Consider the following 7,865-nt stretch of genomic DNA (forward strand, 5'->3'; position numbering starts at 1 on the left):
GTCAACATCATTGCTGCCTGAACCACCGCCTTCGCGAGCAAGCCCGCTCCCACAATGGACCTGCGACAGCTTCGATTACGGGCTAGCATTGGCCCATGCCTTCATCACCGTTCTTCGTTTCGGATTGCCCGCCCATGACTGCCCATCGAATTGGTTTCCTGATTTGGCCCAGCACTAAAGCTTTGACGCTGGCGCTGGCGGAGGAGGCCTTGCGTGTTGCTCAGCGGGTGCATCCGGAGGTGGTTTACGAACTGTCGTTCCTCCAGGCCGAAACCGTGACAGACGTTGCGGCCGAGGGGGCGTGGCAACTGCCCGGCGAGGCGTGGACCGGCAAGCTGGAAAACTTCCAGAAACTCTTTTTGCTCGCCGACGAGCCACCGACCACTCTGGCCCCGGCCCTCAGCAGCGCGCTCAAGCAACTGGTGCGTGCCGGTTGCGTGATCGGTGGTCTGTCGGCCGGTGTCTATCCGTTGGCGCAGCTCGGTCTGCTCGACGGCTACCGCGCGGCTGTGCACTGGCGCTGGCAGGACGATTTCGCCGAGCGCTTCCCGAAAGTCATCGCCACCAGTCACCTGTTCGACTGGGATCGCGATCGCCTGACCGCGTGTGGCGGCATGTCGGTACTCGACCTGTTGCTGGCGGTGCTGGCCCGTGATCATGGGGCAGAACTGGCCGGTGCGGTGTCCGAAGAACTGGTGGTCGAGCGCATCCGCGAGGGCGGTGAACGCCAGCGCATTCCACTGCAGAACCGCCTCGGTTCCAGCCATCCGAAGCTCACCCAAGCGGTGTTGCTGATGGAAGCCAACATCGAAGAGCCGCTGACCACCGACGAAATCGCCCAGCACGTGTGCGTGTCCCGTCGACAGCTGGAGCGGATCTTCAAGCAATACCTCAACCGCGTGCCGAGCCAGTACTACCTGGAGTTGCGCCTGAACAAGGCCCGGCAGATGTTGATGCAAACCAGCAAGTCGATCATCCAGATCGGCCTGTCCTGCGGTTTCTCCTCCGGGCCGCATTTCTCCAGCGCCTACCGCAACTTCTTCGGCGCCACGCCGCGCGAAGATCGCAACCAGCGGCGCAGCAGCAGTCCGTTCGAACTGTCGTCAGTGCCGCCGGAGCGCGGTTGACGCACCCCGGCAGAACCCGCGGAGCGTCACTCATCGACCCCTGAATCTTCAGACGTGGACACCTCCATTTCCGCCCGTTCGATGACGGCTTCCACGCCAAAATCGATGCGGTGCTTTTTGAAGTAGGCGATCAGCCGTTGCAGGCTCAGCTCAGAGAGCGGATTGCTCCGCAGGCTGAATTTGTCCGCACGCTCTTCTGGCAACTCCAGGATATCGCTGGGAACCTGGGTGATCGCGTTGTCGCTCAGGTCGGCGATTTCCAGGTGTTCGAGTTGCAGCAAGCCCGGCGGCAGGCTGGTGATGCCGCTGTTGTCCAGCATCAGCGTTTGCAGATTAGTCATCTGGCTGACATCCGGGGTCTCGCCCAACGGGTTGTCACTCAAGTCCAGGTGATCGAGGCGCTCCATTTGCGCAAGCTCAAGGGCGTTTTGCGGCGTGAGCGTCAACTCGCAGTGTGAAAGCGACAAATAGGTCAGCTTGGCCATGCGAAACACCGCCGGCGGAATGTGTTCAAGCCGATATTGATAAATCGTCAGTCCTCTGAGGCTGGCAAACGTCTCGACAAACCTGTCGATTCCAAACGTCTGGCCCGGCAGGCTTCTGAGGTACAGATGCGTGACATGGCTGAAATCGGCATTGAGTACAGGCAAGTCGCCGCGGATGATCGTCGCCAGGTTCAAGTCATGCAGTGGCTGGAGGTTCTCATCCGGTTCGTCTTGCTCGGTTTCCCGGCGCCAGCACTGTTCAATGAGCGATTTGAATTCGTGACGTGCGGCGTGCTCGTTCAGCACTTGCTCAATCGTGAAGGGCTCGCCACTGATCGGGTGCAAGGCAGGATGGTCGGTCGCCCAGTTGGCGAGGTTGCTACTCAAGTCGCTGTATTCACGCTCAAGCCGTGCAAGTTCGATTCGACCCTCGACCAGGGTGCCGGGTAGCAGATAGAAAAATTCACTGGCCTGTTCCAGATCCATGTGTGTGTACAGCGCCTGTACGCGCAGCAGATCAGCCTGTTCGGCCATTACGCCGAAGTCCTGGCGGGTGTCGTTGAAATGGCGTTTGATGCGCTCCCGGTCTGCGCTGGCAATCGGATTGCCACTCAGATCGAAGCCTTCCGGAACGTTGTTGGGCAGCTCGAAAAGGGCGGGAGACAACGACCGGATCTGGTTGTCGTTGAGCAGCGCAGTGCGCAATAGCGGGCGCGTGAGCAGGCCGGGTGGCAGTTCGGAAATGCCGGTCTCCGACACATCGATGTAATTGAGTCGGGGCATTTTTTCGACATTGGGGGTGAGTCCGAGCGGGTTCCTGAACAGGTCCAGGGTTCTCAGCTGAGTCAACGCCGCCAGTGTGGTTTGGCTCTCGGCTGTCAGGGTGATGCTGCAGTCGCTGAGAATCAGCTCGCGCAGTTGTGGCGAACGGCTGATCGACTCCGGCAGGTTGCCCAGCTGGAAATTGCGCAGCGCCAGGCGACGCAAGCCGGTGAAGCAGTTTAGAAAACCGTGTATACCCTGAGTGCTGCCGATCCCCTCGATGGTCAGGTAGTCCACGTGACTGAAGTTCACCTCAAGTTGTGGCAGCTCTCCGATGATTGACTGTGACAGCCGCAGATCGATGGTCAGCTCGGTGTTCTCCGGCAAGGAAACCTGCTGCTTCCAGCAGTCCAGGATGTCGACCCGCATCTGCCGTCGGCGATGACGCTGGATCGCATATTGCTCGGTGGTGAGGCGGGCGCCGGACTGCGGATGAACGAGGGGAATACCCTCAGTCCACGGACTCAGCACCGCGTCGAGGCGGTTGCGTTCAGTGATCAAGCGGCTCAGCTCCGCTCGCGGGCCGTTCGGATGGCGTTGCAGGCGCTCGACGAATGCATTGAGTTCCTCGGGCAGCAAGTGCGGCAGCAGCCAGTGGGCATGGGCGTGCAGCGTCGGCGTATTGGTAGGCATGCGCCGATAGCCACTGGTACCGCCACGCAGGCGCATCACGGTGGGGTCGTAAGCGGGTTTGCGAATCGGATTTTGCGACAGCAGGTTCAGCAACGCTTGACGGTCGAGCGCGTGGTCACGAATCAGCTGCTTGAGCTGCAGGTCCTGCGTGATGTGGATGTTCAGCGCCGAACGTTCTACATCGGGCAGGGCATGCAGCAGGCTTGAATACAGTGAACCCGGCGCGCTGAGTGACTCACCGGTAGCGTCGAACGGCTGATAGTCGCCCTGTTCGGTCAGTACCAGCACCTTGCGAATGAGCGCGTCCTGCGCGCCGAGGCTGTCGATCAGTTGCCCGCTATGGCTGTAGTGCCTGAGCTCCATTCGTATCGACGGCGACCAGCCCGGCAAGCGTGGCAGCGAGTGGAGGGCCAGCCGATCCGTATCCAGATTATTGACTGTCGCTTGCAGCTCCAGCCCTTCAAAGGCTCGGATTACGCGCACTTGCAGAACCGTTTCCTGGGTCAGAACCACCAGTCTTGCGGAGAGTGTTCCACGCTGTAATTGCAGGTATTCAGCATCACTTGCCGTTTCCAGTATCGATTGCGCCAACGCCTTCGGCAGGCCGGGTTCGGCATCCATCAGTACCTGTACCAACGGGCTGGCGCCGCGCTGTAACTGACGATATCGATCCTCGAACAGGCTTTGGCGTTTGCGCTGTGCCAGCTCGGCGACGCTGCGCCGCAGGCTAGTTGCGCGGGCCTCGGCCGAGGGTGCGGGCGTATGCAGGGCTTCGCTCAATAGCCGCCTTCGTTGCGATTCTGTCAGGCGTTGCAGACAGGTCTTGAGCAGGTCGCCATCGTCCAGTCGTGAGCCCTCGATTTGTATGAAGGGCACGTCGGCGACGGGGCTGCGCCACAGGGTTCTGCCCTGACGATCGATCAGTTGCAGGCCTCGGTCGGCAGGCCAGTCGCCGTTGTCGAAAAGCAGTTGCAGTTGGGTGGACGGGTCAGCCTTGAGGTAATCCTCGGCATGCGGGCTGCCGATCTGTTCAATGAACAATTGAATGTCCTGATCGATCTGCCAGCGCTGCAGCGTGTCACTGAGTAAGGGTGGCAATTGATCGCGCTCGACGTGCATCTGGCGCAGGGTGTTTTCCTCGCAGCCACTGATATTCAGCAGGCGCTCCCGCAGAGCGGCGGGAAGGCGCTGCATCTGCGTACTGCTGCGGCTCAGCACGGTGGCGCGATCCCAAGCCAGTGGCTGGTCAATTTCGGTTTGCCAGGCGCCTGCGGTGTTGTGCCTGAGTGCGGGTTTGTAAGCCTCGGGGCGCGTCGGATGGTCGATGCGATGGGCGCCCGTTTCGGGGTCAAGGCTGACGGCATACAACTTGTCTTCCAGAGCCAGCAGGCTCTTGCCCTGGTGGGTTTGCAGGCCCAGTGCATCGGTTCGGATGTCTTTGGGCAGCGTGCCGGGCCACTCGTAAGGGCGCAGGTCGGGTTTCCAGTAGCGGGTCTTGCCATTGGCCGTTTTCACCGGAATGAAGCGGTCGATGAACTGGACGACATCGGCAGGCAACAGCGCGCGAAACTCGCTGACGGCGATAGCGCCGCCGGCGGCGAAAGTGCCGACCTGCACCATGGACTCCACGACGCCGATCAAATGCGCGAACGCTTCGCGGGGTTGTCCTTCGGCCCAGTCGACGATGCTTTCGAACGTCTCGTCGAGCAGTTGGTAGGCCGTGTAGGCAAGCATCAGCTCGCCGAGAAATGGCACGAATGGCAAGGCGACGAACGCGACGAGGTTGAGCAACGACTGTGCGATGTCCGTGAAGGAATCCCAGAGTGCCCAGCGCGCCTTGCGATCGACCATGGCCGTCGAGACGGCGATGACGCGGGCATCGTTGAGCATTTTGTCGAGCTTGCGCTGGTAGAGGTAAGCCCACAGCTCACCCCGGATCGGGGTCGCGACGATCTGCATAAAAGGCCGCACGGCCGGATGCTCGCGCCAGGTGGGGCGTGGATCGCCGGCCGGTACGGGTTGCCAGGTGACGGGGCTGAGCAAGGCCCGCAACTGACCGAAGAAAGCGCCGCGCTCGGCGTGGTCGATAAAACGGCTGAAGAAGACCTGATAGTCCGGATCGCGCAGGCGTTGCGCCAGCTCCTCAGCGAAGGCAGCGGAACTGGCGTATTCCTTGACTGGGTGTTGCGGGTCATCGGGAATGTAAACCACGACTCTCGCTGTTGCGTTTGCAGCTTCAAGATTCGGCGCGAACAGTACGATGCCGGTGAGGCTGACTTTCATCATCGTCAGCGCATGGCAATGCCACGCCTGACGATTGAGGCGTAAATGCTGCAAGCCATCGAGCAGCCCGAGGATCAGGCGATGGACATCGGCCCCCAGCAGCTTTTGCATGTAGGCCATTTGCAGGGCGGCGACCAGGGCGGCTTTGTCACTCGTGCAAACCTGTGGTTGCAGCACGGCTGCGACCAGCGGATTGCTGACGCCCAAATTGTCTTGCAGATAAGTGTTATAGCGGCGGCCGATATCCAGCTCGCGACACAGGCGGGTGAAGGCAGGGATCGGCATCGCCTTGAGGATGTTCGGCAATACGCTGAACTGGCCGTCAGGTGAGGGCTGACTGACATAACCCGAGGCGGACTCAAAGGCGTCAGCGCTGGTCTCGCTGCTTTCAAAATTGTGCAGCGCGGCGTCCAGCAGCGAGACAGTCCAGGTGCGTGCGGCGCCGGATTTGATGCGCAGCCACGGAACATGGTCGGGCAGGTACAGGCGCAGGAAAGTCTGCCGGACATCCAGATTCAAGCCAAAGCGCTTTGCCAGTTCGGCGCGCAGCAGCGGTTCGGCGAACGCTTTGGCGTCCTGCAACCGGGCAAGGCTTCGTTCGACGCGGTTGTGTGCGGTCCAGTGCGCGGCATTCAGTGCGCGCAGTTTTGCATGCTCGGTGCGTGATGCCTGTTTGAGGTTGGCGGGCAGTAGCGGACTGGCCCGTTTCAATGCCGCGCGTTTGTGTGCCGCAGCCTGAATCAGCCATGTCGGGATGGCCTGGAGCAGCGGTTGATAGTGTGCGTCCTGCCGGGGTAGCAGCAGCGGGTCGGGCAGTGTCGCGAGGGCGGGTGTGGTTTCTTGAATCATGGGGTGAGGCCGTTTGCCTGGAGAAAGGTCCCTAGCAAACACCGGCCATTGATTCGATGTGCGGTACATATATACCGCACACCACAAAACTCTCTTGATTAAGATCCCCGGTACGTCTGCGCAAATGGCGGCGTGCAGTTTAAACTGCGCCTTTGCGACGCTATATGTCGCATTGCCGTAAACCCGGGAAAATCCGGGGTTTGCGCTATAAGAAGTTGTCGCTTGGCGGCAAGGCCGGGCTGAAAACTGTCCTTACAATCCCCCCATCGCTCGCCAGTTTCAGGCGGGTGTTCCTCTTCAGGAGACTCCGATGTCCGTTGAGCACGCTGCGGTACAACGCGCCGATTTCGACCAGGTAATGGTTCCCAACTACGCGCCTGCCGCTTTCATTCCGGTGCGTGGCGCCGGTTCCCGCGTCTGGGACCAGAGCGGTCGCGAGCTGATCGACTTCGCCGGCGGGATTGCCGTAAACGTATTGGGCCACGCGCATCCGGCGCTGGTCGGTGCCTTGACCGAGCAGGCGAACAAGCTGTGGCACGTGTCTAACGTGTTCACCAATGAGCCGGCCCTGCGCCTGGCGCACAAGCTGATCGACGCCACGTTCGCCGAGCGCGTGTTCTTCTGCAACTCGGGCGCCGAAGCCAACGAGGCCGCGTTCAAGCTGGCCCGTCGCGTGGCGTTCGACCGTTTCGGCAGCGAGAAGTACGAGATCATCGCCGCGCTCAACAGCTTCCACGGTCGTACCCTGTTCACCGTCAACGTCGGTGGCCAGTCGAAGTACTCCGACGGTTTCGGTCCGAAAATCACCGGCATCACCCACGTTCCTTACAACGATCTGGCCGCGCTGAAAGCGGCGGTGTCCGACAAGACCTGTGCGGTCGTGCTCGAACCTATCCAGGGCGAGGGCGGTGTACTGCCGGCCGAACTGGCTTACCTGCAAGGTGCCCGCGAACTGTGCGACGCGCACAACGCGCTGCTGGTGTTCGACGAAGTGCAGACCGGCATGGGCCGTACCGGCCACCTGTTCGCCTATCAGCATTACGGCGTAACCCCGGACATCCTGACCAGCGCCAAGAGCCTGGGCGGTGGTTTCCCGATCGCCGCGATGCTGACCACTGAAGCGCTGGCCAAACATCTGGTCGTCGGCACCCACGGCACCACCTACGGCGGCAACCCGCTGGCGTGCGCCGTTGCCGAGGCAGTGATCGACGTGATCAACACCCCTGAGGTGCTGAGCGGCGTCAACGCCAAGCACGACAAATTCAAGACCCGCCTGCAGCAGATCGGCGAGAAGTACGGCCTGTTCACTCAGGTGCGTGGCCTCGGTCTGTTGATCGGTTGTGTGCTGAGCGACGCCTGGAAAGGCAAGGCCAAGGACATCTTCAACGCCGCTGAAAAAGAAGGCCTGATGATTCTGCAGGCCGGCCCGGACGTGATCCGTTTCGCCCCGAGCCTGGTGGTGGAAGACGCCGATATCGATGCCGGTCTGGACCGCTTCGAACGCGCCGCAGCAGCACTGACGCAAGCCTGATAGACCCTTCGGCGCCTGAGGATTCGGGCGTCGAACCCAATTTTGATACCGGGCAATATCAAATGTGGGAGCGGGCTTGCTCGCGAATGCGGTGTATCAGTCAGCGTAGATGGCGACTGACACACCGCATTCGCG

Annotated in this window: 3 protein-coding genes; 2 read left to right on the plus strand and 1 reads right to left on the minus strand. The window is 61.1% G+C overall.

The genetic code is table 11. The features are described from left to right. Positions 1-134 precede the first annotated feature (134 nt). Positions 135-1,127 carry a transcriptional regulator ArgR gene (gene argR / locus QMX91_RS26685; RefSeq protein WP_027612635.1) on the plus strand — a complete coding sequence of 331 codons (993 nt, stop codon included), beginning with the start codon at positions 135-137 and terminating at the stop codon, positions 1,125-1,127. 26 nt (positions 1,128-1,153) lie between these two features. Here the strand turns inward: argR and QMX91_RS26690 are convergent, their stop codons facing one another. After that, a complete protein-coding gene (locus QMX91_RS26690; protein WP_282413628.1) occupies positions 1,154-6,199 on the minus strand; it encodes a DUF6543 domain-containing protein in 5,046 nt (1,681 codons plus the stop codon). 310 nt (positions 6,200-6,509) lie between these two features. Between QMX91_RS26690 and QMX91_RS26695 the strand changes: the two genes are divergently transcribed. Further along, complete coding sequence (locus tag QMX91_RS26695) at positions 6,510-7,730, plus strand: aspartate aminotransferase family protein (RefSeq protein WP_097085830.1); 1,221 nt, start codon at positions 6,510-6,512, stop codon at positions 7,728-7,730. Positions 7,731-7,865 lie beyond the last annotated feature (135 nt).

The organism is Pseudomonas sp. PS01299 (genome assembly GCF_029960145.1).
GTDB classification, from domain to species: Bacteria; Pseudomonadota; Gammaproteobacteria; order Pseudomonadales; family Pseudomonadaceae; genus Aquipseudomonas; species Aquipseudomonas putida_A.